Here is a 26,197-nt window from a genome sequence, read left to right on the forward strand (position 1 = left end):
CGTCGGCCCGCGCGAGCCGCGGCCGAACTACCCTGCTGCAAAAGGAAACGGGCGCCGACGGCGCCCGTTTTCATTGCGATCCGCACTCGATCAAGCGTCGTCGGCATCGGCGCCGTCCGCGCCGTCCGAACCGAGCAAGCCGGCCGCCGTATCGCCCGGCAACGCCTCGACCTGCTTCAGCTTGCGGCTCATCACGCGCGTACGCTGCTCGGCGGACTCGATCGAGCGCGTGACCGTTTCGAGCTGCGCCTTCGTGCGCGCGAGCACGTCGCCGAACTTGCCGAACTCCGTCTTCACCGCGCCGAGCACTTGCCATACTTCGCTCGAGCGCTGCTCGATCGCGAGCGTACGGAACCCCATCTGCAGGCTGTTCAGCAACGCGGTGAGCGTCGTCGGCCCCGCGACCGTCACGCGGTAGTCGCGCTGCAGCAGGTCGGTCAGCCCCGGGCGGCGCAGGATCTCCGCATAAAGCCCTTCGGTCGGCAGGAACAGCAGCGCGAAATCGGTCGTGTGCGGCGGCGCGACGTACTTCTCGGCGATCGTGCGCGCCTCCAGCCGCACGCGCGCTTCGAGCGCACGTGCCGCTTCCTCGACCGCCGCCGCATCGGCGCGCTCCTGCGCGTCGATCAGCCGCTCGTAGTCTTCGCGCGGGAATTTCGCGTCGATCGGCAGCCACACGGGCGGTGCGTCGCGCGTGCCCGCATCGCGGCCCGGCAGCCGGATCGCAAATTCGACGCGCTCGGTACTTTTCGGCACCGTCGCGACGTTCTTCGCGTACTGGTCGGGCGTCAGCATCTGTTCGAGCAGCGCCTCGAGCTGCACCTCGCCCCAGGTGCCGCGCGTCTTCACGTTGGTCAGCACCTTTTTCAGATCGCCGACGCCCGCCGCGAGCGTCTGCATCTCGCCGAGCCCGCGATGGACCTGCTCGAGCCGGTCCGACACGAGCTTGAACGATTCGCCGAGCCGCTGTTCGAGCGTCGCGTGCAGTTTCTCGTCGACGGTGCGGCGCATCTCCTCGAGCTTCGCCGCGTTGTTCGTCTCGATTTCCTTCAGCCGCTGTTCGAGCGTCGCGCGCACTTCGCCGATCCGGCGATCGTTCGCCTCGGTCAGTTGCGTGAGCTGCCGGTTCAACGTATCGCCGAACAACCTGAGCGCGGCCGTCTGCTCCTCGCGCGCCTGCTGCGCCTGACGCTGCACGCTCTCGCGCATCGCGTCGAACTGCTGTGCATTGCCGGCGACGAGCTTGCCGAGCTGCTGAGCGAAACCCTCGATCTGGTTGTTCTGCACGGTCGCCACGCTCGTCAATTGCGCGGCGAGCGTCTGCTGAAGCTGCGAGAAACTGCCGGCCAGCTCGGTGCGCGAACCGCGCGCGTTCTCGACGATCTCGCCGCGCAATTCGCGTTCGAGCCGCTCGACCGCGCGCGCCTGCGCATGCGCGGCATCCTCGATCTGGTCGCCGAGCACCGCCGCATCGTCGTGGCGGCCGCCGCCGCGCACGATCGCGACGATCGCCACCGCGAGCGCGACGGCCAGCACGACGACCACCGCAAGCAACAACGTCATCGTCATGCGCGCGGCTTCCCGATCACGTCAGGGTTGATCGGATTCGGCGGCTGCCCCGCGCGCGGCCCCTCGCCCAGTGCGGCGATCAGGTTGTCGGCGGCGAGGTTCGCCATCGCACGGCGCGTCTTTTCGGTCGCACTCGCGATATGCGGCGTCAACACGACGTTCGGCACCTCGAGCAGCGCCGGATGCACGGCCGGTTCGCCTTCGTATACGTCGAGGCCGGCCGCGGCGATCGTCCCGTCGCGCAGCGCGGCGGCCAGCGCCGCGTCGTCGACGATCCCGCCGCGCGCGATGTTGGTCAGCGTCGCGGCGGGCTTCATCTTCGCGAGTTCGGCCGCGCCGATCGTGTGATGGTTTTCCTTCGTGTACGGCAGCACGAGCACGACGTGATCGGCGCGCGCGAGCAGCGCATCCTTCGACACGTATTCGGCGTTCAGCTCGGCCTCGATCTCGGGCGCGACCCGCGACCGGTTGTGATAGATCACCTGCATCCCGAAACCGCGCGCGCGGCGCGCGAGCGCCTGGCCGATGCGGCCCATCCCGATGACGCCGAGCGTCGAGCCGTAAATGTCGGTGCCGAGGAACCCGTCGTACGCCCACTTCTGCCAGTAACCGGCGCGCAGCCAGTGTTCGGATTCGGCGATCCGGCGCGCGGCGGCCATCATCAGCGCCCAGCCGAAATCGGCGGTCGACTCGTTCAGCACGTCCGGCGTGTTGGTGCCGAGCACGTTCGCCGCGTTGAACGCGGCCATGTCGAAGTTGTTGTAGCCGACCGCCATGTTCGACACGACACGCAGGCGCGGCGCCGCCGCGAGCGCCGCTGCGCCGACCGGATCGCCGGCCGTCAGCGCGCCGTCCTTGTCGGCCAGACGCGCGGCGAGCGCATCGGGTGCGAGCGCGTCGCCGTCGTTCCAGTCGACTTCGAAATACTGCTTGAGGCGTTCGATCACGTCCGGAAAGATCGGACGCGCGACCAGAATCTTCTGCATCGCCATCTCCGTATGCCGCAGGCCGATCAGGGCGCGCATCGCGCCGCCGGGACTGCCCGCGCTTGGTTGAAAGTTGTCAGGTTACGCCGGGAAGAAAATCAGCGACGTCAGCAGGAACACGGGCACCAGGATCACGAGCGCCCAGCCGAGGTACGCGAAGAAGCTCGGCATCTTCACGCCGCGCGACTCCGCGATCGCCTTCACCATGAAGTTCGGCGCGTTGCCGATATAGCTGTTCGCGCCCATGAACACCGCGCCCGCGGAGATCGCGGCGAGCGTCGACGCGCCCGTCGTCATCAGCGTCCGCGCATCGCCGCCCGCGAGATTGAAGAACACCAGATACGTCGGCGCATTGTCGAGGAACGACGAAAGCAGGCCCGTCGCCCAGAAATACATCGCGTCGATCGGCTTGCCGTCCGGCCCCGTGACGAGATGGACGATCTGCGCGAACGCGCCGTCCGCGCCCGCGCGCAGGATCACGATCACCGGCGCGATCGTCACGAAGATTCCCGCGAACAGCTTCGCGACCTCCTCGATCGGCGCCCAGTTGAACGCGTTGCCTTCACGCGCGGAACGCGGCGTCAGCGCGAGCGACGCGAGCGTCACGACCACCAGCGCGACGTCGCGCGCGAGGTTCTGCAGCGCGACGTGCGTGCCCCACACGTCGAACGCGATGTCCGGCTTCCAGATGCCGCTCATCAGCACGAGCGCGACCACGGCCGCGAGCAGCACGAAGTTGATCTTGCCGTCGATCGACAGCGCCGCGCCGTCGGGCGTCGGGTCGAGCGCGGCCGGCCGCTCCTCGCCGCCCTTCCGGTAGAAATACGTGTCGAGCACGAAGAACAGCGCCAGCAGCACGACGCAGATGAACAGCATCGGCAGCGCGAGATGGGTCGTCGTCCAGAAGAAGCTCACGCCGTTCAGGAAACCGAGGAACAGCGGCGGATCGCCGAGCGGCGACAGCGAGCCGCCCGCGTTCGCGACGAGGAAGATGAAGAAAATCACGACGTGCACGACATGCTTGCGGTTGTCGTTCGCGCGCAGCAGCGGCCGGATCAGCAGCATCGCGGCGCCGGTCGTGCCCATCACGCTCGCGAGCAGCGTGCCGAGCGCGAGGATCGCGGTGTTCAGCTTCGGCGATCCGTGCAGGTTGCCGTTCACGCAGATGCCGCCTGCCACCGTATAGAGTGCGGTGAGCAGCACGATGAACGGAATGTATTCCTCGAGCAGCGCATGCACGAGCGTGCCGAACGCGGTGCCCGCGCCGAACGCGAACGCGAACGGGATCAGGAATACGACCGCCCACCCGGCCGCAATCTTGCCGAAGTGGTGATGCCAGAACACCGGGGCAACGAGCGGGAACAGTGCGATGGACAGCAGGATCCCGGCAAACGGGATGCCCCAGAGTGCGGACAGCGTGGCACCGTCGAGCGTTGCGGCCGATGCAAGCGCGGGAACGGCGCCAAGCGCGACTCCCGACGCCATGCCCGCCCAGGCGGCATGTCGTTTCATGCAGAACTTCCTTGTTCGAGTGGTAGTGGATGCGGCGGGCGCGTCATGCGCCCCGGACGACGATCGCATGCACGCGATACGGGCCGTGCGCGCCCAGTACGATGGTCTGCTCGATGTCGCCCGTGCGCGACGGGCCCGATACGAAATTGACCGCGCGCGGCAACTCGCCGCGCTCCGCACGGATCAGCGCGAACGCGTCTTCATGGCCGGCGACGATCCGCGACGCGGGAACGATCGCGATGTGCGTCTCCGGCAGCAGGCCGGCCGATGCATAGGTATCGGGACCGGACAGCAGCACCAGCGAACCCGTTTCGGCGGTCGCGCAAAAGCAGCCCGTAAGGCCGACGAGATCGCCGTCGCGCGGCTTGCGGCACTCGACCGACAGGCCTGCGCCGGCCCAGTCGAGATCGGTCAGCGTGCGCCATGCGACGGCCTGCGTCGGCAGGCCGTGAGCGGAAAGATAGCGGGCAGCGGCGGCCGGTGCGTCGGCGAGCGTCGCGACTTCGTCGACCGTCGTCGACAGGCGTGCCGCTTCGTCGACGAATGCGGCGACGAGATCGGCCGGCATCGGCGGGCGTGGGCCCTGCGGATGGCGGGCGAGATAATCGGCGACGCCGTCGCGCTCCGCTGCATCGGGCTCGGCCGCGCGCCCCTGCGCCGCGCGAATGCGCGCGAGGATCTGGCGACGGGCAGCAGAAGTGTCCATGAACGGTCCTCGTGACGTTGGCGTGCAATACGTCGGATTATACCGGCCGCCCCTGCCGCCACGCACCTTCGACCGAACGGCCGACGCTCACTTCGACGCGTCTTCCTCGACCGGCTGCGCGATGCCGAACACCTGGCGCAGGTACGCGAGATAGGCCTTGTCGTCGCACATGCTCTTGCCCGGCGAATCCGACAGCTTCGCGACCGGCTGGCCATTGCAGCGCACCATCTTGATCACGATCTGCAGCGGCACGTAGCCGAGGTCGTTGGTGAGGTTCGTGCCGACGCCGAACGCGAGCTTGCAGCGGCCGCGGAACCGTTCGTACAACTGCATGACCTTCGGGATGTCGAGCGCGTCCGAGAACACGAGCACCTTCGTGCGGGGGTCGCACCGGTTCGCCTCGTAATGGCGCAGCATCCGCTCGCCCCAGTCGAACGGATCGCCCGAATCGTGGCGCGCGCCGTCGAACAGCTTGCAGAAATACATGTCGAAGTCGTTCAGGAACGCATCCATCCCGTACACGTCCGACAGCGCGATCCCGAGGTCGCCTCGATATTCCTTCGCCCACATCTCGAAGCCGTAGATCTGCGAGTCGCGCAGCCGCGGGCCGAGCGCCTGGCAAGCCTGCAGGTACTCGTGAGCCATCGTGCCGAGCGGCGTAATGTCGTGCTTCATCGCGTACAGCACGTTGCTCGTGCCCGCGAACTGCGGGCCGAGGCCGTCGCGCAGCGTGAGCGCGACTTCCTCGTGCCAGACCTTCGAGAAGCGCCGGCGCGTGCCGTAGTCGGCGATCTTGCAGTCGGCGAACTCGGGCTTCGCGCCGAGCAGCTTGATCTTCTCGCGCAGCCGCTCGCGGCCTTCGCGATAGTCGGGCTCGCGCTGCGTGTTGCGGAAATAGACTTCGTTGACGATCGCGAGCACCGGGATCTCGAACAGGATCGTATGCAGCCACGGCCCCTTGATCTCGATGTCGATCTCGCCGTTGCCCTTCGGCGAAGGCGTGATCGAGATGTACTTCTCGTTCAGGTGGAACAGCGCGAGGAAGTCGACGAAATCGCTCTTGATGAAGCGCATCCGCCGCAGGTAGTCGAGTTCGACGTCGGAAAAACGCAGCGAGCACAGGCCGCGCACCTCGTCGCGGATCTCGTCGATGTACGGCACGAGATCGACGCCTTGCGTGCGGCACTTGAAACGGTATTCGACGTTTGCCGCCGGGAAGTGATGCAGGACGACCTGCATCATCGTGAACTTGTAGAGATCCGTGTCGAGCAGCGAAGTGATGATCATGATTTGCGGCACCGCCAATATCGTGACAGGGCCCCGGCGCACAGCGCGCCGCCCGGTCTGTCGGCCATGTTACCCGAATGCGGGCCCGACCATCGCGAAACCGCCTGCCGCCCCGCTCCGTCGCGCCGACGCCCGTATCCGGGTTCCTCTTTGCGCGCCCCTCGGCGGGCCCCATAAACTAATCACGAAACGATATAAGCCGGAAAGCCGACCACGCCATGCGGGTTTTGCGCTTCAGTTACAATGCCGCTTTTGGCGCCAACGCCACCCCATATATACCGCCAAGCAGGAGCGTTTTAATGACTCACGTTGTGACCGAAGGCTGCATCAAGTGCAAATACACGGATTGCGTGGATGTGTGCCCGGTGGATTGCTTCCGTGAAGGTCCCAACTTTCTCGCCATCGATCCGGACGAGTGCATCGACTGCGCCGTGTGCGTTGCCGAGTGCCCGACCAATGCGATCTATGCCGAAGAAGACGTTCCGGGCGACCAGCAGCAGTTCACCGAGCTGAATGCCGAGCTGGCAAAGGGCTGGCCGTCGATCACGAAGACCAAGCCGGCACCGGCCGACGCGGACGAGTGGAAGGACGTGCAGGACAAGCTGCACCTGCTCGAGCGCTGATCGCGCGGCGGCCGCAGAAATTTTTTGTGCGCTGCGGCCCAAAAGTATTGACAGGTTAGCCGACACTCCATACAATCTCGTTTCTCTGCTGTTTGTTCCCCGATAGCTCAGTCGGTAGAGCGCCGGACTGTTAATCCGTAGGTCCCTGGTTCGAGCCCAGGTCGGGGAGCCAAAAACGCAAAGGCCCGTTGAAGGTGAACGGGTTTTTTGTTGGTGACGCAAACGCAGATGTACCGATTTATTCCCCGATAGCTCAGTCGGTAGAGCGCCGGACTGTTAATCCGTAGGTCCCTGGTTCGAGCCCAGGTCGGGGAGCCAGACAGCAAAAGGCCCGTCATTCGACGGGCCTTTTGTTTTTCCGTCCGCCCTTTCGCGTTTTCGTGGCCCGGTCCCGCGCATGCTAGAGTCTCTGTCCCGCATTCGCATCCGGTTCCGTCGATGAAGCACCGCCTCCTGCGCGCCGCACCCTTCGCCCTCCTGCTCTCCGCATTCGCCGCTGCGCCGCTCGCGCACGCGGAGGAGGTCGGCAGCGTCAACACCCATTTCCGCGTAACGGGCTCCGACCGCGTCGTCGTCGAGGCGTACGACGATCCGGTCGTGAACGGCGTGACCTGCTACGTGTCGCGCGCCCGCACGGGCGGCATCAAGGGCACGCTCGGCGTCGCCGAGGATCCGAGCGAGGCATCGATCGCGTGCCGGCAGGTCGGCCCGATCAGCTTCAAGGAACCGCTCAAGCAGCAGACCGACGTGTTCAGCGAACGCATGTCGTTCATTTTCAAGACGCTGCACGTCGTGCGCGTGGTCGACAGGAAGCGCAACACGATCGTCTACCTGACCTACAGTGACCGCATCGTCAGCGGCAGCCCGAAGAACGCCGTCACCGCGGTGCCGATGCCGGCCGGCACGACGATTCCGGTCAAGTAAGGCCCGCACCTGGCGGGCGCGCGAGCGATACACTGTCGGTTCGACCGCTCCCGCGCCCGATCATGTCCGCCACCCGCCTTCCAGACTCCGCACGCTACTGGCGCACGCCGCTGCTGCCGGACACGGATCTGGTCACGGCCACCTATCGCGACCACACGTTCGCGCCCCACTGGCACGACGCGTACACGATCCCCGTGATTCTCGAAGGCGCGGAACGCTTCACCTATCGCGGCAGCGGCCATGTCGCCGAAACGGGTACCGTGCCCGTGATCAATCCCGGCGAGGTGCATACGGGCTCGCGCGCGGCGGACGAAGGCTGGTGCTATCGCGTCAGCTACATGCCGGTCGAATTCATCCGCGAACTCACGAGCGCGATCGCCGGCCGCCCGCAGGACGCACCGTGGTTTGCCCCCGACGTGATTCGCGACACCGACCTCGCGGCCCGGCTCGCGCTGGCGCACCGGATGATGGAAGCCGGCAGCGAGCGCGCGCCGTCGTCCCATGCGCACGGGCCGCCGGCCGACGATCCGGCGGCCGGCGATCCGGCCTCCGGCGCACCGCGCATCTATGATCCGCTCGCCGCCGAAACGGCGATGCTCGACGCGCTGTCGACGCTGATCGTGCGCCACGCCGACGCGCAGCCGCGACCGGCGCCGCTCGCACCGGACGAACCGCGCGTCGACGCGATGCGCGAGCGGCTCGCCGCCGATCTCACGTGCACGGTGACGCTGGACGAAGTCGCGCAGGCGGCCGGCCTGTCGCCGTTCCACGCGGCGCGCCTGTTCACGCGTACGACCGGCATGCCGCCGCATGCCTGGCGCAACCAGCTGCGATTGCAGCGCGCGCTGGCACCGCTGCGGGCAGGCGTGCCCGTCGCCGACGTCGCGGCGGCCAGCGGCTTCGTCGACCAGAGCCACTTCACGCGGCATTTCAAACGGATGTTCGGCGTGCCGCCCGGGCGCTGGCAGGCGAGCTGACACGCGGCTTCCCGCATCCGGCCGCTCGCTTGCCGCCGCGCCGGCAAACGCCCGGGCAGCCAACCCGCCCGCGACCGCAAGAACATACAAGCCGGCAAACCACCGGCCCGCTATCCTCCAACGCATGGAGGAGCGCGCTTTGAACCCGACACCCGCATCACCCCCTCGCCGGCCGCTCAACGAATGGCTCGACGGCGCGCGCGACACGATCCCGATGATGATCGGCGCGGCGCCGTTCGGCGTGATTTTCGGCACGCTCGTCGGCGGCGGCCCGCTCGCCGCGTGGCACGGCGTGCTGATGTCGCTCGCCGTGTTCGCAGGCTCCGCGCAGTTCATCGCGCTCGGCCTGATCGCGGGCAGCGCGAGCTTCGTCGTCGTACTCGCGACGACGCTGATCGTGAACCTGCGCCACCTGCTGTACAGCGCGACGCTCGCGCCCTATGTCGCGCACCTGCCGCTGCGCTGGCGCGCCACGCTCGGCGCGCTGATGACCGACGAAGTGTTCGCGGTCGCCTATGGGCACTACCGGCACTTCCCGCCCGGCACGATCGGCCCCCACTACTTTTTCGGCTCCGGGCTCGCGATGTACCTGAACTGGCAGGTCTGGACGCTCGCGGGCATCGGCTTCGGCGCGGCATTCCCGGGCCTGCAGTCGCTCGGCCTCGATTTCGCGATGGCGGCGACCTTCATCGCGATCGTCGTCCCGCAGCTCGGCACGCTGCGCTATTTCGCGGCGGCCGCGACGGCCGGCACGCTCGCGTACTTCTGGCAGGGCTGGCCGTACAAGCTCGGGCTGCTCGGCGCGGTTGCCGCCGGCGTCGCGATCGGCGTCGCGCTGACACTGCGGCACGAGCACTCGCGCGCGCGGTCACGCACGGAGGCCGCATCGTGAGCTACGCGCTGCTGATCCTCGGGATGGCCGTCATCACCTACGCAATCCGCACGACGCTGTTCCTGTTCGGCGAGCGGCTGACCTTTCCGCCGCTCGTGCGGACCGCGCTCGGCTTCGTGCCCGTCACCGTGCTGACCGCGATCATCGTGCCGATGACCGTCTCGCCCCATGGCGGCACGGCCGAACTGACCTGGCGCAATCCGCAGCTCGTCGGCGCGCTCGCCGCCGTGCTCGTGTCGGCGGCGACCCGTCGCCCGCTCGTGACGATCGCGGCGGGCCTCGCGGTGTTCTTTTTCTGGCAAGGGATCGTGCTGCCGCACTGGCTGCCCGCCTGAGCGGACACTCCACCACGCGCGCTCAAGTTTCCGCGCGGCGCGCCGATATAGGAAGTGAAAACCCGCCACCGGCCTCGGCGCGCACCGGTCAGTCGACGCTGCGCCCGCACCGGTGCGCCGTGCCGACCGCCGGCCTGCGCGGGCCGCCATCGAGACGATTCATGGGCCAGATCACCCTTTCCCTCAAGGACGACACGCTCGAGTCCCTGCGCAAGGACTACGACGCGTTCGTCCGCGTGTCGCTGAAACTCGACCCGCAGTTCGCGACGCCGTCGTTCGAGGATTTCCTGCGCGCGAAGCTGCTCGACAACATGGTTCCGCTGACCGAGCACGCGGTGCAGCGGATGCTGCAGGGCGGCCAGTACGCGTGGGCCAAGCGCACGCTCGACAAGGAATTTCCGGACGTCGTCGCGATCCTGATGCGGCAGGCCGCCGAATTCGGCTTCGGCTTCGCGTCACGCTCCGAATGGACGCCCGACGAGCTCGCGAAGGCGTGCCGCGACTGGGCGAAGGCGATCGTCGCCGAGGCGCAGGGCGACCCGGCGCAAATCGACCCGCTCGCGTCGCAGATCAAGGGCGCGGCTCAGGACATCCAGGCGCTCGAGGAACTGATGCAGACGCCCGCATGGCGGCTCGCGGAATCGCTGCGGCAACGGGTTTACGAAGCCAAGCTCGCATGCGAGATGAGCGTCGGCAGCACCGCGCGCGACAAGCTCGGCGAACTGCGCGGGTTGCTGCGGCTCGGGCTCGCACATGGCTCGTTCCAGAAACAGGAAGCGCAGCAGATCATGGAATACCTGCGGCTGCTGAAACCGGAGATCTTCGTCGAAGAGCCGTACGACGTCTTCGCGCGGCTCGCCGCGTGGCTGCGCAGCGTATTCACGCCGGCTGCCGCGCGCCCCGTGCAGGGACAAGGCCAAGGACAGCGTCGGCCGTAACCGCGCGCCCGCGCTGCCGAAAGCATGAACACATGAAAACGGCCCGGTTCGCGCGAAGCGAACCGGGCCGCCGGACGGCCGCCGTCGCGACGCGCCGTCCAGGGCGAGCGTCGCGCGGCGCCAGGCACCGCTTATTGCGTGGCGCCCTGGGCCGCTGCACCGCCCTCCGCGCCGACCGATGCACCGCCTTCGGTCGCTTCGCCAGCCTTCGCCTTGGCCGAGCCGACATGGCTCTTGGCCGACTTCGCGGCGTGCTTCGTGTGCTTCTTGGCCGAGTGGACGGCCGACGACGCCGTATCCTTCGCGCCGTCGGCTGCTGCGCCGACCGCATCGGTCGCGCCGCCGACCGCATTGCCCGACGCGTTCGCGCCGGCGCTGCCCTGCACGCCCGCGCCGACACCCGCCGCTGGGGTCTGCGCCTGCACGCCGGCACCTGCCGCGCCCTGCGCCGCCGTGCCCGTCTGGGCAAACGCGGCCGAAGTGGCGAACGCCGTCAGCGCGGCACCGATCAGCATCGTACGAATCTTGGACATGACAATCCTCCTCAAGAAGTTGTGGGCGCGAACCGCAGCGATGCGGTCCGTCGCGTCCCCCGCCGCAACACGCAGCAGGTACGACAAAAGACCCGCGGCCCGCACGGCAGGTTCTCGAATCTCTCAGACTGTTACCCACCGTTTCATTTGCTGACGAATCGCTCACAGTCCTTAACAACTGCGTGCCGCGACCGCCCGCGCTCGCACGCCGGCCCGCGGTGCCGTATGATGCGAGGCGATTCCTTCCGCGCATTGCGCACCTTCTTCGTCATGCCCAACCTGGATTTCACGCTGACCGGCGAATACGTCGAGCTGCACAACCTTCTGAAGATCACCGGCCTCGCGGACAGCGGCGGCACCGCGAAGCTGATCGTCGCGTCCGGCGCGGTGAAAGTCGACGGCGCGGTCGAGCTGCGCAAGACCTGCAAGATCCGCGCGGGCCAGGTCGTGCTGCTCGGCGACACGCGCATCGCGGTGCGCGAAGCCTAGCGCCTGTTCCCCCTGTCCGCGACATGGCCATCGGCGCGCGCGTTCGACACCGTACGAATAAAGCCGTAAGCTAGCCGTCTCTCAAAATAAATACAGACAGCGCGGGCCCGCACCCGCGCGAGCGCCCATTCCATGTCGCATTCCGGTCTCACGCGGACGGCCGCCGCGCCGCCGTCCCTGTCCAGTCACGCCGCCGATACCGCGCGCCTCGCCGCACCACTCGCGATCGCGCAACTTTCACAGATGGCGATGAGCGTCACCGACACGGTGCTGCTCGGTTCGCTCGGCCCCGATTCGCTCGCGGCCGGCGGTCTCGGCGCGAACTTCTTCTTCGTCATCGTCACCATTCTGCAAGGCGTGCTGTCGTCGGTCAGCGTGAGCGTCGCGCATGCGCGCGGCGCCCAGGCCGAGGACCGCGTGCCGCACATCTACTGGACCGGGTTCGCGCTGTCCGTGCTGCTCGCGATTCCGGCGATCGTCGCGCTGTCGCTGGCCGAACCGATCCTGCTGATGTTTCACGAGCCGCCGCTGCTCGCGCATCACGTCGGCGAATACACGGGCATCCTGCGCTTCGCGGCGCTCGGCAGCCTGATCGGCGTCGGGCTGATGCGCGCGTTCCTGCCGGCGATCGGCGCCGCACGGCGGCTGCTGTGGGTGTCGATCGGCGGCGTCGGCGTCAACGGCGTGCTGAACTACGGGCTGATTCACGGCGCATTCGGACTGCCGCGCCTCGGCTTTCTCGGTTCCGCAGTCGCGACGACGATCACGATCTGGCTCACCGCGCTCGCGCTGATCTGGCTGCTGCACGGCCGGCAGCGCTTCCGCCATTTCGTGACCGCGGCGCGCCCGAAGCTGCCCGTGATGGGCGAGCTGATCGGTATCGGCTGGCCCGTCGCGATCACGTACGGGGTCGAATCGACGCTGTTCCTCGGCACCGGCCTCACGGTCGGCGTGCTCGGCGCGACGTCGCTGGCCGCGCACCAGATCGCGCTGAACGTCGCGTCGGTGTCGTTCATGGTGCCGCTCGCGATCGGCCAGGCCGCCAACGTCCGGGTCGGCTACTGGGTCGGCGCGGGCTCGCCCATCGCCGCGCGGCATGCGGGCTTCGTCGCGCTCGCGCTCGGCGTCGCGTTCATGTCGCTGTCGGGCATCGTGATGATCGTCGCGCCGCACACGATCGTCGGCCTGTATCTTCATCTCGACGACCCGGCCAATGCGGCCACGGTGTCGCTCGCGGCGTCGCTGCTCGGCATCGCCGCCGTGTTCCAGATCGTCGACGGAATGCAGACCGTCGCGTCGGGCGCGCTGCGCGGCCTGAAGGACACGCGCATCCCGATGCTCGCCGCGACCTTCGGCTACTGGGGCATCGGCTTCCCGACCGGCTACTGGTTCGCGTTCCATGCGGGCCTCGGCGCGCGCGGCCTGTGGTGGGGGCTCGCGGCCGGCCTCGCGAGCGTCGCGGCGCTGATGGCATGGCGCTTTCATCTGAAGACCGCGTCGCTCATCGCGGCGCGGCATTGAGCGCGACACGACACGAAATCGCGGCCGACGCTATGCTTGTCGGCGGAAGGCCCGAAGTCCCGAAGACGCCGCGCGAGCGGCGCGACTGCCTCACGATACGCCCGACGCCGCGCATTGCGCGGCCTTTCCCCTTTCCAAGAGGAGTGCATCATGAACGAAGCAGTTCGGATGGAACGCGACACGTTCGGCGAGATCGCCGTGCCGGCCGACCGGCTCTGGGGCGCGCAGACCGAGCGCTCGCTGCAGAATTTCCGGATCTCGACCGAGAAGCAGTCGCCCGAGCTGATACACGCGCTGGCGATCGTCAAGCGTGCCGCGGCGGCCGTGAACCAGTCGCTCGGCGTGCTGGCCGACGACAAGGCGCGCGCGATCATCGACGCGGCCGACGAGATCATCGCCGGCAAGCATCCGCGCGAATTCCCGCTCGCGGTCTGGCAGACGGGCTCCGGCACGCAGACCAACATGAACCTCAACGAGGTGATCGCGAACCGCGCGAGCGAGCTGATGGGCGGCGAGCGCGGCGAAGCGCGCAAGGTTCATCCGAACGACGACGTGAACCGCGGCCAGTCGTCGAACGACGTGTTCCCGACCGCGATGCACGTCGCGGCCGCGTACGCGATCGTCAATCACCTGCTGCCGGCGCTGCGCACGCTGCGCGCGACGCTCGACGCGAAATCGAAGGCGTTCGCCGACATCGTGAAGATCGGCCGCACGCACCTGCAGGACGCGACACCGCTCACGCTCGGTCAGGAGTTTTCCGGCTATGTCGCGCAGCTCGACCAGGGCATCCGTCACGTCGAATCGGCGCTGCCGCACCTGTACGAACTCGCGCTCGGCGGCACCGCGGTCGGCACCGGGCTGAACGCGCATCCGGAGTTCGCGGTGCGCGTCGCCGACGAAATCGGCCGGCTGGCGAAGCTGCCGTTCGTGACGGCGCCGAGCAAGTTCGAGGTGATGGCGGCGGCCGACGCGCTGGTGTTCGCGCACGGCGCGCTGAAGACCGTCGCGGCCGGCCTGATGAAGATCGCGAACGACGTCCGCTGGCTCGCGAGCGGGCCGCGCTGCGGGCTCGGCGAGCTGTCGATTCCGGAGAACGAGCCGGGCAGCTCGATCATGCCGGGCAAGGTGAACCCGACGCAGTCGGAGGCCGTGACGATGCTGTGCTGCCAGGTGTTCGGCAACGACGTCGCGGTCAACGTCGGCGGCGCGAGCGGCAATTTCGAGCTGAACGTGTTCCGGCCGATGATCGTGCACAACGTGCTGCAATCGGTGCGGCTGCTCGCCGACGGCGCGCGGAGCTTCAACGACCACTGCGCGGTGGGCATCGAGCCGAATCGCGCGCGCATCGACCTGCTGCTGAACGAATCGCTGATGCTCGTGACGGCGCTCAATCCGCATATCGGCTACGACAAGTCCGCGCAGATCGCGAAGAAGGCGCACAAGGAAGGCACGACGCTGAAGGCCGCCGCGCTCGCGCTCGGCTATCTGACCGAGGCGGAATTCGATGCGTGGGTGCGTCCCGAGCAGATGATCGGGTCGCGGTAACGGCAGAACGACGGGCGCGGCGCAAACGGCGCGGCGCCCGCGCCGGTCAGACCGTGCCCTTCGCGACCTCTTCCGGCTTCATCTCGACGATCTTGTCGAGCGCGGCCCGCACGTCGGCCGCATATTTCGCGAGCACCTTCTGCTCGTCGGTCTCGGGCACGAACGGCGGCACCGGCACCGGGTTGCCGTTCTCGTCGACGGCGACGAACACGACCAGGCAATCGGTGGTCTGGCGCAACACGCCGCCCTTCGGATCGCCGGCGTGCACGGATACATGGATGTGCATGCTGGTGCGCCCCGTCGCGACGACGCGCGCCTTCAGCTCGACGAGATTGCCGACCAGGATCGGACGCTGGAAACGGATGTTGCCGACGCTGACCGTCACGCAATAGCGGCTCGACCAGACGGCCGCGCACGCATACGCGACCTCGTCGATCCACTTCATCAGCGCACCGCCATGCACCTTGCCGCCGAAGTTCACGGACGACGGCTCGGCGAGGAAGCGGAATACGGTTTCGGTGCGGTCGAGGGCGGCCGGTACGGGGGACGGTTGGGGCATCTTGTTGGCTCCGGGCGGCAGGGGCGCTGTAATCGGGCCATTATACGTTGCACTGCGGCAACGCGCCGCGGGGCGCCCCATGTCGCGCGGCGGCGCCGACGCGCCTGAAACGTACGCGGATCGGCGCCCGTCAGCGACGTATCGTGATGCCCTGGTCGATCGTCCCGTACATCTCGAGGCTGCCGCCCCGCTCGCCGGCAGCGCCCGCGCCGCCCTGCGCACAGGCCGCGCAGACGAGCACGGCCGCCAACAGGCAGAAAATCGTCTTCATCGTTGCATCGTGTCACGTGCGGCGGCCCGCTGCCGCCGCGTCCGGCCATTCTACGCGTGCCCCGCACGGGGCCGCAGTCCGGTCTTCCGCAGGGTCGGTGCCCGCGCCGGCATCGCTGCATTCGACATTTCAGCCGGATCCGAAACATCGAATGCCCGCACCCACTACACTGCAAGTCATCCCGCCTGACGAGACACGACGATGACCGATCAAGACGACCACCACTTTCCGGGCCTGAGCCGCATCGGCGCGCTGATCGCCGACCCGGGGCGCGCCGCGATGCTGTGGGTGCTGATGGACGGCAGCGCGCGACCGGCCGGCGAACTGACGATGATCGCGGGGCTGTCGCCGTCCGCGGCAAGCGCGCATCTCGCGCGGCTGACCGAAGGCGGCCTGCTCGCGCTCGACGTGCGCGGCCGGCACCGCTATTACCGGATCGCATCGTCCGACATCGCGGCATCGCTCGAGGCGCTCGCGAACGTCGCCCGCGCGGCCGCGCCGCACCGCCCGGTTCCGCCGCCGTCGCGCACGGTGCCGGCCGAACTGCGCTACGCACGCACCTGCTACGACCACATGGCCGGCGAACTCGCAGTGCGCATCTTCGACGGGCTCACCGCGCGCGGCTGGCTGCTCGCCAACGGCGATGAGATCGAGACCACCGAACTCGGCACCCGGGCGCTCGCGCGATGGGGCATCGACGTCGCCCAGCAGCGCGCGCGCCGGCGCCGCTTCGCGTGCGGCTGTCTCGACTGGAGCGAGCGGCGCTCGCATCTCGGCGGCGCGCTCGGCGCCGCACTGCTCGACAGCTTCTGTGCGCACGGCTGGATCGAGCGCTCCGCGCGACCGCGCGTGCTGCGCGTCACCGTGCCCGGGCAGCAGGTTTTCGACGGGTGGCTTACGTCCGCTTGACGCCTGCATTGCAGCTGCACGACAACGGCGCGCGATGGACAGGTTTTGTTACATCGCGTGCCATCCGGCTTACAAAACACCGAGCACTGAAACAGACCGAGCGGATATCGTGAACTCAACGGCACGAATCGACGCGCCGCGATAACGACGAAGACGCTCACCATGGCCCCCCTGTTCACGCTCAAGCGATCCGCCCGCTATACGCTGCTCGCGTTCGTCGCGCTTGCGACGCTGCCCCCCGCATTCGCACAATCGGCCGATGCCCCGCCGTATACGGCCGCGGCCCGGCAACCGGGCGGCGATCCGCCGGGGCGCGTCGCGCGGCTCAATTACCTGTCGGGCGCCGTGACGACCGAACCGGCCGGCACCGATACGTGGTCGTACGCCGCCGTGAACCGGCCGCTGACGACCGGCGACCAGCTCTGGAACGATGCCGGCGCGCGCTCGGAACTGCACATCGGCTCGACCGCGGTGCGGCTCGGCAATTCGACGAGCCTGTCGGTGCTGAACCTCGACGACACGACGACGCAACTGAAGGTCGGCCTCGGCACCGTATCGACGCACGTGCGCCAGCTGCCGGCCGGCGGATCGTACGAAATCGACACGCCGAACCTCGCGCTCGGCATCACGGGCCCCGGCGACTATCGCGTCGATGTCGCGCCGGACGGCGCAAGCACGACGGTCACGGTGCGCAGCGGCAGCGCGACCGTGTACGGCAGCAACGGACAATATCCGCTGTCGCCCGGACAGCAGGTCGTGTTCACGGGCACCGACCTGCAGGTTGCGCAGCAATCGCCCGCGCCGGGCCCCGATGCGCTCGACCAGTGGGCCGCCAGCCGCGATGCGGCCGAGGAGCGCTCGGTGTCGGCCCGCTATGTGTCCCGCGACGTTCCCGGCTACCAGGATCTCGACGCGAACGGCACGTGGCGCGAAACCCCGAATTACGGCTCGGTATGGGTGCCGAACGACACGCCGGCCGACTGGGCGCCGTATCACGACGGCCACTGGATCTGGCAGGCACCATGGGGCTGGACGTGGGTCGACGATGCACCGTGGGGCTTCGCGCCGTATCACTACGGCCGCTGGGCGTACGTGGACGATAGCTGGGCATGGGTGCCCGGCCCGATGGTCGTCAGCCAGCCGCCCGTCTATGCGCCGGCGCTCGTCGCGTTCGTCGGTGGCGGCGGCGGCGGCGGCGGCGGCGGTCCCGACTGGAGCGTCGCGCTCACCGTCGGCGGCGTCGCCGCGGCCGGCTGCGCATGGTTCGCGCTCGGCCCGGGTGAGCCGTGGCACCCCGGCTGGGGCGGCTGGAGCCCGCACTACTACGATCGCGTGAACCGCAACATCGTGGTGAACAACGTGAACGTGAACAAGACGGTGAACGTGACGAACATCACCAATATCACCAACATCAACAAGACGTACGTGAACTTCCACGCGCCGCACGCGATCACGGCCGTGCCGGCCTCCGCGTTCGTGCACGGTCAGCCTGTTGCGCACTTCTCGCAGCATGTCGATCCGCAGCAATGGCGCAATGCGCACGTGACACCGGGTACGCCCGGTATCGCGCCCGTGCGCCAGAGCTTTACCGGCGGGCTGCGCAATGCCGGCTACCGTCCGCCGGTGGCGATCGCGCAGCACCCGTACGTCGCGACGCGCAATCCTGCCGTGCCGGCCGCGTATCGCGACCAGGCCGCCGCCCACCTTGCGCAGCAAGGCGGACGCGTACCGGGCGCCGGCGCCCCCGTCGTGAAGACGAACGTGCCGGCCGACTACACGGCTCGCCCGGTTCGCGTTCCGGGCAACCCGAACGGCGGCGCATGGGCGATGCACAACGTGCAGCTCGTGAATCCGCACGGCCCCGTCGTGCAGCCGTCACGCGCGCCGCGCGAAGGCCAGCCGCCAGCCGCGCAGGCCGGACGTCCGGGCGCACCGGTGCCGGGCGCGCCGACTATCGCGCGGCCGGCGAACGGCGAGAACCCCAATGCGCCGCGCTTCGCCAACGGCGGCATGCCGCAGGCACCGGGCAACCCGGCGCCGCGCCAGGCGTTCGTGCCCGGAAACGGCGTCCCGCATCCGCCGGTGGCCGGCAATTTCCCGTCGGGCAACGGCAACGCGCACGCAGCCGAGGCGCCGTCACCTGCGTGGATGCAGCCGCACACGCCGATGGAGCGTCAACGCCCCACCCCGCCGGCCGCGCTGCACGCGGCAGGACAGAATGCGCTGCCGCCCGTGCGCAGCGCGGTGCCGGCGCCGCATCCGGACGGCGCACCGGCTCCGCAGGGCGCGCAGCCCGGCGGCCGGAACGAAGCACCGCGCGCGCTGCCGCAACCGAGGTTCGACAGTACGGCGCAAATCCCGCAGCCGCGTCCGCGCCCCGAATTCCCGACGCCGGCCCAGCATGGGCAGCCGCAACCGGAACGGGCCGCCCCCGCGCCGCAACCGCGCCCCGAATTCGCGCAACCGGCGCCACACCGCGAAGTCGCACCGCCGCGCGTGAACGAGTACCGTCCGCCGGCCCCCGCCGCACATGAAATGCCGCGCCCACAGCCGCAGGCGCCGCGCATGGAGCCACGGCCGTCGATGCCCGCGCCGCACGCGGAGCCGCGCCCGTCGATGCCCGCGCCCCGGATGGAACCGCGGCCGCAACCGGCGCCGCACGTCGAGGCGCCGCGCCCGAGCAACCCGCCGCCGCAAGGCGGTCACGAAGAGCGGCACCGCCAGTAAGTGCCGCAAACGTGCAGCAAAAAGGCCCGACCGGCTGATGCCGGTCAGGCCTTCATTCTGAGGGGGGCTGCGCGATCAGACCGCCATCGGCGCGGTCAGCGGCTCGTGGTGGCGATAGCCGACGAGCGAGAAATCGGACGGCTCGATCTGCTCGAGCCACTCGGGCGCATAGACACCCGTCTTCGCGTATTCGGGCACGCGCTCGGCGATCTCGAGCCGCGGGCTTTCGTACGGCTCGCGTGTGAGCTGCTGCTGAAGCATGTCGAGCTGATTCTCGTAGATGTGCGCGTCGCCGATGAAATACGTGAACCAGCGCGGCGTATAGCCCGTCAGCCGGCCGACGAGCGACAGCAGTGCGGCCCCTTCCGTCAGGTTGAACGGCGTGCCGAGCCCGACGTCGTTGCTGCGGATGTACAGGCACAGCGAGATCTCGCGCTTCGTCGCATTCGGCAGGAACTGGTACAGCAGATGGCATGCGGGCAGCGCGATCTGGTCGAGCACGGCCGGATTCCACGCGTGAAACAGGATACGACGGTCGGCCGGATTCTCCATGATCGTGTCCAGGCACTGGCGTAGCTGGTCGATCGCCTTGTACAGCAGCACCTTCGGTGCGCCGTCTTCGTCGAAACGCGTGACGATCCGGAAGCCGCGGCGCGTCGCATCGGCGATCTGCGCATCGGCGCCCGCATCGAGCACCTTGTAGCCCGGCCACTGGCGCCATTGCACGCCGTACACGTCGCCGAGATCGTCGACGCCCTGGCGATACGGGTTCGCGAGCCACTGCGCGTTCTCGTTCGCGTTCGCGTCCCACACCTTGCAGCCGAGCGCGCGGAAATCGGCCGCGCTGCGCGACGCACGCAGGAAGCCGACCAGTTCGCCGACCGCGGACTTGAACGCGAGCTTCTTGGTCGTGACGGCCGGGAAGCCTTGCTGCAGGTCGAAGCGCAGCATCGCGCCCGGCATGCTGATGGTGCGGATCCCCGTGCGGTTCTCCTGCCAGGTGCCGGTATCGAGAATGGTACGAACGAGGTCGAGATACTGTTTCATGCGGGTTCCTTCGGCCGCGAGGGCGGCCGTACCCGCCAATTTTAGCAAGCGTGATGCGGAAGCTCCGGCAACGACGCCGGAAACCCTGCCAGCGCGTCGCCGCGATCGCGCATTCCGTGCGCGCACATCAGCCGGTAGAGCGTGACGCGCGACACGCCGAGTTCGCGCGCGGCGTCCGCGAAACGGCCGCGATGGCGCAGCAGCGCCTGCTCGATCGCCTGCCGTTCGGCCGCCTCGCGCGCCTCCAGCAGCGACACGGGCGCAAGCGTCGCGTAGTCGTTCAGCTCGAGATCGGCCGCGGTGATCATCCGGCCCTCCGACATCACGATCGCTCGGCGCACGCGATTGATCAGCTCACGCACGTTGCCCGGCCACGAATAGCCGTACAGCGAGGCCACCGCATCGGGGGAAAAGCCGCGCAGGCGCCGATGCGCGTCGCCCTTGAAACGCTCGAGCATGTGGCGCGCGAGCACCTCGATGTCCTTGCCCCGCGCGCGCAGCGGCGGCTCCTCGATCTTCAGCACGCACAGGCGATGGAACAGGTCCTCGCGGAACCGCCCTTCGCGCAACGCCGTTTCCATGTCCACGTGCGTCGCGCAGATCACGCGCACATCGACCGGCACCGATACGTGCGCACCGAGCCGCTCGATCTTGCCTTCCTGCAGGAAACGCAACAGGCTTGCCTGGCTTTCGAGCGGCAGGTCGCCGATCTCGTCGAGAAACAGCGTGCCGCTGTTGGCGGCCTCGACGCGGCCGATCTTGCGCTGGTTCGCACCGGTGAACGCGCCGCGCTCATAACCGAACAACTCGGCCTGCAGCAGCGTCGACGGGATCGCACCGCAATTGATCGCGATGAACGGCGCCTGCGCACGCGACGAACGCTCGTGAATCGCGACCGCCGTCAGTTCCTTGCCCGTGCCCGATTCGCCGGAGATGAACACCGGCGCGTCGGTCGATGCGACGCGACGGATTGTCCTGAAGAGTCCGAGCATCGCATCGCAGGTGCCGACCATCTCGCCTTCGCTGCGACCCGCACCGGCGAGCGGCGCAACGGGCTCGGTCAGCGCGACCATGCCATGTGCATGACCGACGGTCTCGACGATCCGCGACATCTCGTACGGCATCGTCACGTAGTCGAAGCAATAGTCGCGAATGAGATGGCGCAGCGTGGCGTCCTGCAACTGGCCGCGCCGCGTCGCCGCGATCCAGCCGATGTGCTGGATGCTCAGGCAGGATTCGAGTTCGCGCAGGTCCGAGGGCTTGAAGCCCGGCGAGAAATCGAGCAGGCCGGCCGTTGCAACACCGTGCTGCACGACGCGTCGTACGTCGCGTACGGTCTCCGCGAGATCGACGCGCCAACCGCATTCGTCGAAATGGCCGCGCAACGCATCGTTCGGTTCGCGCGAGTAATAGATCACGTGCCGCTGATCGGCTCCCATATGCCCACCCCGTTCATCAACCATCTAACGATTGCCGCGCACGCCAGGTCGCGTGCGAAAGGATCGAATCGGGTCAGCCCAAGGTGGCTCGATTCGCCATGCCGATGCGCGGCAACGACAATGCCTCGCATGATGGCGCTTATCTCGCGTCCGTTTTTTGATCAAGACAGCTTAGTTATAGGCACTGAATGCGACAAATCGATTTCAGCGCCTCAAGCGATGCGGTCGAATCGCTCGGGAGGTCGACGTATGTCAATCATCTGCACATAACACTTGCGCAGCGAAGAGTGCTTTCATCGACACACGCATCGATTTTCATCCTTGACGCGTATTGATTGAATCCGCAGTATTCCCAAGCCCCCTCGTTTCAGGCCTGAAACATTTTCAGGCGTTTTTCGCCGCAAGTGTCGACGCGTGTGCGTGAATCGCAGTCGTGGCAAGGGTTCCGGCGCGATGGCATGTATTTCGCTGAATAAGAATATATCGGAGACAGCGACCATGCGAAAACATCTGTTACTTTCTTTCGTGCCGATGGCGATTTCGCTCTCGGCCGCCGGCCCGCCCGCGCCGGCGCACGCGGATGAAAACGTGAAGCTGGATCGCGCGATGCTGCTTGCGGAAAACGCGCCAGGCATGCAGCCCGGCAACGGGTTCGGCATCGTGACCGTGTCGGCACCGCAACCGCTGCCGGCCGGCAAGGCTTCGGTGACGCTGTGGGACGAGATCCCGCCTCCGCCCCAGTTGCCGACACCGCTCCCGGTACCGCAGCCACGCGACGTGCAGCATGCGATGGAAAAAAACACCCAAGGCACCACGCACCAGTGAGCATGCACCAATCCATTCGATGAGGATTCCGTAGTTATCCGAATCGGCCGACAGCATCGATCGCGACCACCCTCACCGCCCCCGCGACACGAAACGTTTTTTTGTGCTCCGTCCCCCGGCGGGCACTCTTTTTACTCAGTCCGTCGCCGCGCCGCCACTGCATCGCGCATCGCGGCGCGCAACACCGGAAAGCCGATGCACGTGCGAGGAATCCGGCATGCACCGCCGTTCCGGTAGAATCGGCGCCATTCCGGCTTTCCTCTTCTCCGACCTTCATGACGACGTTGACCCTGATCGTCGCGCGTGCCCGCAACGGCATCATCGGCCGCGACAACCAGTTGCCCTGGAAACTTCCCGAGGATCTCGCGTTCTTCAAGCGCACGACGATGGGCGCGCCGATCGTGATGGGCCGCAAGACCCACGAGTCGATCGGCCGGCCGCTGCCGGGCCGCCGCAACATCGTCGTCACGCGCGACGCAACGCGCCGCTTCGATGGCTGCGACACGGTCACGTCGCTCGCCGACGCGCTGGCGCTCGCCGCACGTGACGGCGTGCCCGAAGCATTCCTGATCGGCGGTGCGCAACTCTACGCGGAAGGCCTCGTGCTCGCGGATAAACTGATCGTCACCGAGATCGATGCCGACTTCGACGGCGATGCATCGTTCCCTGCGCCCGACGCCGCGCACTGGCAGGAAGTCTCGCGCGATGCACACCAGGCTGCCGCGCCGAACACGTTCGGTTATGCGTTCGTCGTCTACGAGCGCAAGCGCATCTGACGCGTCGCGCACAATGAGCAAAGCCCGACCGGCTCGCGCCGGTCGGGCTTTTTCGTTTCGTGGCGGCCTGCGCCGCGCGCGGCTTACTGCCCTGCGATCGTCATCTGCTCGATCAGCACCGAGCCCGTTTCCTTCGTGCCGCGCACGATCGAATCCGCCCCGATCGCGACGATATGGCGGAACATCTCCTGCAGCGTGCTCGCGACGGTGATTTCCTCGACCGGGTACTGGATCACGCCGTTCTCAACCCAGAACCCTGCCGCGCCGCGCGAATAGTCGCCCGTCACGTAGTTCACGCCCTGCCCCATCAGCTCGGTCAGCAGCAGGCCCGTACCGAGCTTCTTCAGCATCGCGTCGAAATCGTCGCCCGGCTGCGTGTTCGAGCTGCGCAGCGCGAGGTTGTGCGAGCCGCCCGCGTTGCCGGTGGTCTGCGTGCCGAGCTTGCGTGCCGAATAGGTCGACAGGAAGTAGCCTTCGACGACGCCGTCCTTGACGACGCTGCGCGCGCGCGTACGCACGCCTTCCTCGTCGAACGGCGCGCTGCCCATCGCGCGCGGCACGTGCGGATCCTCGACGACCTGGATATGCGGCGCAAACACCGGCTTGCCGAGGCTGTCGACGAGGAACGACGTCTTGCGGTACAGCGCGCCGCCGCTCACGGCCTGCACGAATGCGCCGAGCAGACCGGCCGCGAGCGGCGCCTCGAACAGCACGGGCACCTTGCGGGTGTCGAGACGGCGCGCGCCCATCCGCGCGAGCGCACGCTCGGCCGCGTAACGGCCCACCGCTTCGGGTGCCGCGAGATCGATCGCGCTGCGCTTCGACGAATACCAGTCGTCGCGCTGCATTTGACGGCCGCTGCCCGCGATCGGCGCGCATGCGATGTAGTGGCGCGAGTACGGATAGCCGGACAGGAAGCCGCGCGACGTCGCGAGCACGAACTGCGAATGCTGCGCCGACACGCTTGCGCCTTCCGAATTGCGGATCTGCGCGCTGACCGCGAATGCGGCATCTTCCGCGCGGCGGGCGAGCTCGACGGCCTCGTCGGCCGTCAGCGCCCACGGATGATAGAGATCGAGGTCGCGCGGGTCGGTTTCGAGCAGCTCGGCCTCGGCCAGGCCGGCCGCCTCGTCCTCGGCCGTGAAACGTGCAATGTTGTAGGCGGCAGCGACGGTATCCTTGATCGCGGCCGGCGAAAAATCGGACGTGCTCGCGTTGCCGCGCTTCTTGCCGATGAACACGGTCACGCCGACCATCTTGTCGCGGTTGTGCTCGATCGTTTCGACTTCGCCGCGGCGCACCGACACCGACAGGCCGTCGCCCTCGGAGATTTCGGTCGCGGCGTCCGTCGCGCCGAGTGCCTTCGCATGGCGAAGGATGTCCGACGCGATTTCTTTGAGCTGGTCCTGCGTGTGCGGGAAATAGCGCGCTTGTACGTCGAGATTGGCTGCCATCGTCTTGGTATCCGGTGGCGGGCGGGCGCCCGCATGTTCAAAATGTTGCGTATCCCGCGATCATAGCAAGGTCCGGGGACGGACACAGACAAGCTTGGGGTGTCCGCGCCGCGATACAATGCCGCCCATGACACGCAAAACCCGAATTCAGCCGATCGAGCATGCCGTCGAAGACGACGACAACGGCTACGATCGCCCCAGCAAATCCCAGTTGAAGCGCGAGATGCACGCGCTGCAGGAGCTCGGCCAGGCGCTCGTCGACCTGCCGAAGGACGCGCTCAAGCGCATGCCGATGCCGGAAGCCCTCGCGGACGCCGTTCGCGAGGCGCGCCGGATCACCGATCACGAAGGCAAGCGCCGCCAGCTCCAGTACGTCGGCCGCGTGATGCGCTCGCTGGCCGACGACGAGACGGCCGCGCTGCGCACCGCGCTCGACGCACAGCGCGGCGTGAACAAGGCCGCGACGGCCCGCCTGCACTGGATCGAGCGCACCCGCGAACAGTTGCTCGCCAGCGACGACGCACTGACCGAATTCCTGCGCCAGCACCCCGACGCCGACATCCAGGAAGGCCGCACGCTGATCCGCAACGCGCGCAAGGAAGCGCAGCAAGGCAAGCCGCCGCGCTATTTCCGCGAGCTGTTCCAGTGGGTCAAGACCGCGAGCGGCACGCCCGGCGGGGATGACGAAGCGGCCGACGACGCCGGAGACGACCATGACGACGAAGCGTAACCACCCGGACGAGCTCGTCGTCGGTCTCGTATCGATCAGCGACCGTGCCAGCACGGGTGTCTATGAAGACAAGGGTATTCCGGCGCTGCAGGAATGGCTCGCCGGCACGCTGGTCTCGCCGTGGCGCGCCGAAACCCGGCTGATCCAGGACGACGCGCCGACGATCTCCGCCACGCTCGCCGAGCTCGTCGACGTCGCCGGCTGCGACCTCGTGCTGACGACGGGCGGCACGGGCCCCGCGCGCCGCGACGTGACGCCCGAGGCCACGCTGGCCGTGGCGACGAAGGAAATGCCGGGATTCGGCGAACAGATGCGGCAGATCAGCCTGAATTTCGTGCCGACCGCGATCCTGTCGCGGCAGGTCGCGGTGATTCGCGAGACGGCCGACCATGCGGCGCTGATCATCAACCTGCCCGGCCAGCCGAAGTCGATCCGGGAAACGCTCGAAGGGCTGCGCGACGCCGACGGCAAGTCGACCGTGCCCGGCATCTTCGCCGCGGTGCCCTACTGCATCGACCTGATCGGCGGCCCGTACATCGAGACCGACGCTGCGGTGGTCGCAGCGTTCCGGCCGAAAAGCGCGCAGCGCTGAGCGTGTACCGAGCGCTGAGCGCGTGCCGGCC

26 protein-coding genes and 2 tRNA genes are annotated in these 26,197 nt (G+C 67.9%); 17 read left to right on the plus strand and 11 right to left on the minus strand.

The window, feature by feature from the left end; all coding sequences use genetic code 11:
• Window positions 1–90: 90 nt before the first annotated feature.
• From rmuC to pncB, 5 genes are all read right to left on the minus strand, one after another.
• Window positions 91–1,569, minus strand: coding sequence for a DNA recombination protein RmuC (rmuC, locus tag KVT39_RS05330; protein WP_217588078.1), 1,479 nt, complete (start codon window positions 1,567–1,569; stop codon window positions 91–93).
• Window positions 1,566–2,555, minus strand: a complete 990-nt coding sequence (locus tag KVT39_RS05335) for a D-glycerate dehydrogenase (RefSeq protein WP_217588079.1) — start codon at window positions 2,553–2,555, stop codon at window positions 1,566–1,568. Before KVT39_RS05335 ends, rmuC begins: the two co-directional genes overlap by 4 nt.
• A gap of 81 nt (window positions 2,556–2,636) precedes the next feature.
• The gene (locus KVT39_RS05340; RefSeq protein ID WP_217588080.1) at window positions 2,637–4,067 is read right to left on the minus strand and encodes a sodium:proton antiporter; all 1,431 of its coding nucleotides are present in this window, start codon (window positions 4,065–4,067) and stop codon (window positions 2,637–2,639) included.
• A gap of 43 nt (window positions 4,068–4,110) precedes the next feature.
• On the minus strand, window positions 4,111–4,773 hold the full coding sequence (locus KVT39_RS05345; protein ID WP_034183078.1) for a lactate utilization protein C: 663 nt from the start codon (window positions 4,771–4,773) through the stop codon (window positions 4,111–4,113).
• A gap of 87 nt (window positions 4,774–4,860) precedes the next feature.
• On the minus strand, window positions 4,861–6,060 hold the full coding sequence (gene pncB / locus KVT39_RS05350; protein ID WP_034183077.1) for a nicotinate phosphoribosyltransferase: 1,200 nt from the start codon (window positions 6,058–6,060) through the stop codon (window positions 4,861–4,863).
• A 299-nt stretch (window positions 6,061–6,359) separates the two neighbouring features.
• On the opposite strand from pncB, the gene fdxA reads away from it, so the two are divergent.
• The 8 genes from fdxA to KVT39_RS05390 all read left to right on the plus strand — a co-directional run bounded on the left by fdxA (window position 6,360) and on the right by KVT39_RS05390 (window position 10,749).
• On the plus strand, window positions 6,360–6,683 hold the full coding sequence (gene fdxA / locus KVT39_RS05355) for a ferredoxin FdxA (RefSeq protein WP_034183076.1): 324 nt from the start codon (window positions 6,360–6,362) through the stop codon (window positions 6,681–6,683).
• Between the two features lie 96 nt (window positions 6,684–6,779).
• Window positions 6,780–6,855: transfer RNA gene (locus KVT39_RS05360), tRNA-Asn, on the plus strand.
• Between the two features lie 70 nt (window positions 6,856–6,925).
• Window positions 6,926–7,001: transfer RNA gene (locus KVT39_RS05365), tRNA-Asn, on the plus strand.
• Between the two features lie 120 nt (window positions 7,002–7,121).
• A complete protein-coding gene (locus KVT39_RS05370) occupies window positions 7,122–7,607 on the plus strand; it encodes a CreA family protein (protein WP_105393601.1) in 486 nt (161 codons plus the stop codon).
• Window positions 7,608–7,669: 62 nt separating this feature from the next.
• A complete protein-coding gene (locus KVT39_RS05375; RefSeq protein ID WP_217588081.1) occupies window positions 7,670–8,584 on the plus strand; it encodes an AraC family transcriptional regulator in 915 nt (304 codons plus the stop codon).
• Between the two features lie 124 nt (window positions 8,585–8,708).
• Window positions 8,709–9,476 (plus strand): AzlC family ABC transporter permease, encoded by a 768-nt coding sequence (locus KVT39_RS05380; protein ID WP_034183073.1) that lies wholly within the window; start codon window positions 8,709–8,711, stop codon window positions 9,474–9,476.
• Window positions 9,473–9,811 (plus strand): AzlD domain-containing protein, encoded by a 339-nt coding sequence (locus KVT39_RS05385; RefSeq protein ID WP_034183072.1) that lies wholly within the window; start codon window positions 9,473–9,475, stop codon window positions 9,809–9,811. Before KVT39_RS05380 ends, KVT39_RS05385 begins: the two co-directional genes overlap by 4 nt.
• Window positions 9,812–9,972: 161 nt before the next feature.
• Entirely contained in the window at window positions 9,973–10,749 is a 777-nt protein-coding gene (locus KVT39_RS05390) for a DUF4088 family protein (RefSeq protein ID WP_034183071.1), read from the plus strand.
• Between the two features lie 131 nt (window positions 10,750–10,880).
• On the opposite strand, the gene KVT39_RS05395 is transcribed toward KVT39_RS05390, so the two are convergent.
• Complete coding sequence (locus KVT39_RS05395; protein ID WP_034183070.1) at window positions 10,881–11,282, minus strand: hypothetical protein; 402 nt, start codon at window positions 11,280–11,282, stop codon at window positions 10,881–10,883.
• Window positions 11,283–11,552: 270 nt separating this feature from the next.
• On the opposite strand from KVT39_RS05395, the gene KVT39_RS05400 reads away from it, so the two are divergent.
• From KVT39_RS05400 to fumC, 3 genes are all read left to right on the plus strand, one after another.
• Window positions 11,553–11,771 (plus strand): RNA-binding S4 domain-containing protein, encoded by a 219-nt coding sequence (locus KVT39_RS05400; RefSeq protein WP_006486208.1) that lies wholly within the window; start codon window positions 11,553–11,555, stop codon window positions 11,769–11,771.
• A 132-nt stretch (window positions 11,772–11,903) separates the two neighbouring features.
• On the plus strand, window positions 11,904–13,292 hold the full coding sequence (norM, locus tag KVT39_RS05405) for a multidrug efflux MATE transporter NorM (RefSeq protein WP_217588082.1): 1,389 nt from the start codon (window positions 11,904–11,906) through the stop codon (window positions 13,290–13,292).
• Window positions 13,293–13,442: 150 nt separating this feature from the next.
• Complete coding sequence (fumC, locus tag KVT39_RS05410; protein ID WP_217588083.1) at window positions 13,443–14,837, plus strand: class II fumarate hydratase; 1,395 nt, start codon at window positions 13,443–13,445, stop codon at window positions 14,835–14,837.
• A gap of 46 nt (window positions 14,838–14,883) precedes the next feature.
• Here fumC and KVT39_RS05415 read toward each other — a convergent pair whose 3' ends face one another.
• On the minus strand, window positions 14,884–15,396 hold the full coding sequence (locus tag KVT39_RS05415) for an acyl-CoA thioesterase (RefSeq protein WP_027811985.1): 513 nt from the start codon (window positions 15,394–15,396) through the stop codon (window positions 14,884–14,886).
• Between the two features lie 130 nt (window positions 15,397–15,526).
• On the minus strand, window positions 15,527–15,667 hold the full coding sequence (locus KVT39_RS05420; protein WP_165948127.1) for a hypothetical protein: 141 nt from the start codon (window positions 15,665–15,667) through the stop codon (window positions 15,527–15,529).
• A 201-nt stretch (window positions 15,668–15,868) separates the two neighbouring features.
• On the opposite strand from KVT39_RS05420, the gene KVT39_RS05425 reads away from it, so the two are divergent.
• Window positions 15,869–16,576, plus strand: a complete 708-nt coding sequence (locus KVT39_RS05425) for a helix-turn-helix transcriptional regulator (RefSeq protein ID WP_034183067.1) — start codon at window positions 15,869–15,871, stop codon at window positions 16,574–16,576.
• Window positions 16,577–16,738: 162 nt separating this feature from the next.
• Window positions 16,739–19,303, plus strand: coding sequence for a DUF6600 domain-containing protein (locus KVT39_RS05430; protein WP_217588084.1), 2,565 nt, complete (start codon window positions 16,739–16,741; stop codon window positions 19,301–19,303).
• A gap of 75 nt (window positions 19,304–19,378) precedes the next feature.
• Here the strand turns inward: KVT39_RS05430 and KVT39_RS05435 are convergent, their stop codons facing one another.
• Window positions 19,379–20,350, minus strand: a complete 972-nt coding sequence (locus tag KVT39_RS05435; protein WP_072436420.1) for a thymidylate synthase — start codon at window positions 20,348–20,350, stop codon at window positions 19,379–19,381.
• 41 nt (window positions 20,351–20,391) lie between these two features.
• A complete protein-coding gene (locus tag KVT39_RS05440) occupies window positions 20,392–21,789 on the minus strand; it encodes a sigma-54 dependent transcriptional regulator (RefSeq protein WP_217588085.1) in 1,398 nt (465 codons plus the stop codon).
• A gap of 498 nt (window positions 21,790–22,287) precedes the next feature.
• Here KVT39_RS05440 and KVT39_RS05445 point away from each other — a divergent pair, with 498 nt between their 5' ends.
• Both KVT39_RS05445 and KVT39_RS05450 read left to right on the plus strand, forming a co-directional pair.
• On the plus strand, window positions 22,288–22,614 hold the full coding sequence (locus tag KVT39_RS05445) for a hypothetical protein (RefSeq protein WP_034183064.1): 327 nt from the start codon (window positions 22,288–22,290) through the stop codon (window positions 22,612–22,614).
• Between the two features lie 275 nt (window positions 22,615–22,889).
• Window positions 22,890–23,390, plus strand: coding sequence for a dihydrofolate reductase (locus KVT39_RS05450; protein WP_034183063.1), 501 nt, complete (start codon window positions 22,890–22,892; stop codon window positions 23,388–23,390).
• An 83-nt stretch (window positions 23,391–23,473) separates the two neighbouring features.
• Here KVT39_RS05450 and pmbA read toward each other — a convergent pair whose 3' ends face one another.
• A complete protein-coding gene (gene pmbA / locus KVT39_RS05455) occupies window positions 23,474–24,844 on the minus strand; it encodes a metalloprotease PmbA (protein WP_131948080.1) in 1,371 nt (456 codons plus the stop codon).
• Window positions 24,845–24,971: 127 nt separating this feature from the next.
• Between pmbA and yjgA the strand changes: the two genes are divergently transcribed.
• Window positions 24,972–25,574 carry a ribosome biogenesis factor YjgA gene (gene yjgA, locus KVT39_RS05460; RefSeq protein WP_279388921.1) on the plus strand — a complete coding sequence of 201 codons (603 nt, stop codon included), beginning with the start codon at window positions 24,972–24,974 and terminating at the stop codon, window positions 25,572–25,574.
• A complete protein-coding gene (mog, locus tag KVT39_RS05465; protein ID WP_175748820.1) occupies window positions 25,558–26,166 on the plus strand; it encodes a molybdopterin adenylyltransferase in 609 nt (202 codons plus the stop codon). The genes yjgA and mog overlap by 17 nt, the downstream gene beginning before the upstream one ends.
• Window positions 26,167–26,197: the final 31 nt, after the last annotated feature.

Origin of the sequence: Burkholderia sp. GbtcB21, from assembly GCF_019091065.1 — a bacterium.
GTDB classification, from domain to species: Bacteria; Pseudomonadota; Gammaproteobacteria; order Burkholderiales; family Burkholderiaceae; genus Burkholderia; species Burkholderia pyrrocinia_C.